Origin of the sequence: Streptomyces phyllanthi, assembly GCF_009377205.1 — a bacterium.
GTDB lineage: Bacteria > Actinomycetota > Actinomycetes > Streptomycetales > Streptomycetaceae > Streptomyces > Streptomyces phyllanthi.
In genome coordinates this window covers 1-1,511 of the sequence record NZ_VJZE01000887.1, presented here as the reverse complement: position 1 = coordinate 1,511, position 1,511 = coordinate 1, and the positions used below count along the sequence as shown (strand labels likewise).

Genomic DNA, 1,511 nt, shown 5'->3' with positions numbered 1-1,511 from the left:
CCGCCAGCTCGTCCGGCCCGGGCACCCGCATGGACGTGTGCGTGTCACGGTTGGAGTCCGGCCGCGCCCCCGGCACCAAGGGCACCGCCCCCCGCCGTACCCGCTCCCGCGGCTCCTGGGACGCCGCCTCCTCCCCGTACGGCGTCTCCTCCGGCTCCGTGTCCGGCTCGTCGACGTCCAGCGGCGGAATCCCGGCCAGTGACGGCAGCTGCTCCCGCAACCGCGCCCCCAGCTCCGAGGCCCGCAGCCGCGAGGCCGGCGCCTTGGCCAGGCACTGCACGATCAGCTGCCACAGCTCCTCGGGGATACCGGGGAGCGGGACGACCGTCTCCGTGACGTGGCGGCGCAGCACCGCCCCGGGGTGCCCGCCACCGAACGGCGTGAAGCCCGCCAGCAGCTCGTACAGCACCGTCGCCAGCGCGTAGATGTCGACCGCGGCCCTGGGCGGCAGCCCCTCCACGATCTCCGGCGCCAGATAGTCCGGCGTACCGATGATCTTCGTCGCCCGCGTACGCCGCGGGGAGTCGATCAGCTTCGCGACACCGAAGTCCGTCAGCAGGGCGGGGTGCGCGCCCCCCGGGCCCAGGGGCCCCTGCATGTCCAGCAGCACGTTCTCCGGCTTCACGTCCCGGTGCACGACCCCGGCCGCGTGCGCCGCCGCCAGCCCGTCGGCGACGTCCGCCACGATCGCCACCGCCGCCTCGGGCGCCAGCCGCCGCTCCCGGTCCAGACGGGTACGCAGATCCGTGCCCCGGACCAGATCCATGACCAGCGCCAGGTCGTTGCCGTCCACCACGAGGTCCCGTACGGACACGACGTTCGGGTGGTCGAGCCCGAGCAGAGCCGTCCGCTCCTGGACGAAGCGCCCCACGAGTTCCTGGTCGGACGCGAGGTCCTCGCGCAGCAGCTTGATCGCGACGGGGCCCTCCGGCCCCTCGCCCAGCCACACCGTTCCGGCGCTCCCCCGCCCCAGAATCTGGTGCGCGGTGTACCGGCTCCCGATCTTCCGTGCCAAAACTGCTCCTACGGACGCGTGTTGTCGCTAAAACTACGCGTCCAAGGAGCCAACCTTCACCGCGGAGACGGAAATCACCCGTCAGATGTCGACAAATCACCAGGGCCGCCGACGCATCCGAGGCACACGAAAACGACGTACGGCGACGAAGCGCGCCTACAGGCGCCGCCGCCCCCGCCTCCAGCAGTCGCGCTACTGCCCGGTGGAGCTGCCCAGGCCCTCGATCCACCCGGCGATGTCACCGACCCAGGTCGTCAGCTGGTCCCAGTAGCCCTTGCCCGTGCCGATCCACCCCTGGAGCGGGCTGAACTCCCAGATCAGCCAACCGCCCACGAACACGAGGGCGATCATGAAGAGGCAGCCCTTGAGGCAGCCGAGACCGGGGATCTTCATCTGGTTGGCGCTGCGCTGCCGCGGCTGCCGGGGCTCGCGCGGCGGACGCGGCGCGGGCTGCTGGGGCTGCTGCGGGGCGGGCGCGTACCGCTGCGGCTGGGGC

1 protein-coding gene and 1 pseudogene are annotated in these 1,511 nt (G+C 72.5%); both read right to left on the bottom strand.

The window, feature by feature from the left end; all coding sequences use genetic code 11:
• Window positions 1–1,015 (bottom strand): serine/threonine-protein kinase (locus FNH04_RS45885; protein WP_152792134.1); only part of this gene is annotated, 1,015 nt, incomplete at its 3' end.
• A 192-nt stretch (window positions 1,016–1,207) separates the two neighbouring features.
• Window positions 1,208–1,511 (bottom strand): annotated as a pseudogene (locus tag FNH04_RS45880) (serine/threonine protein kinase); the annotation flags it as partial.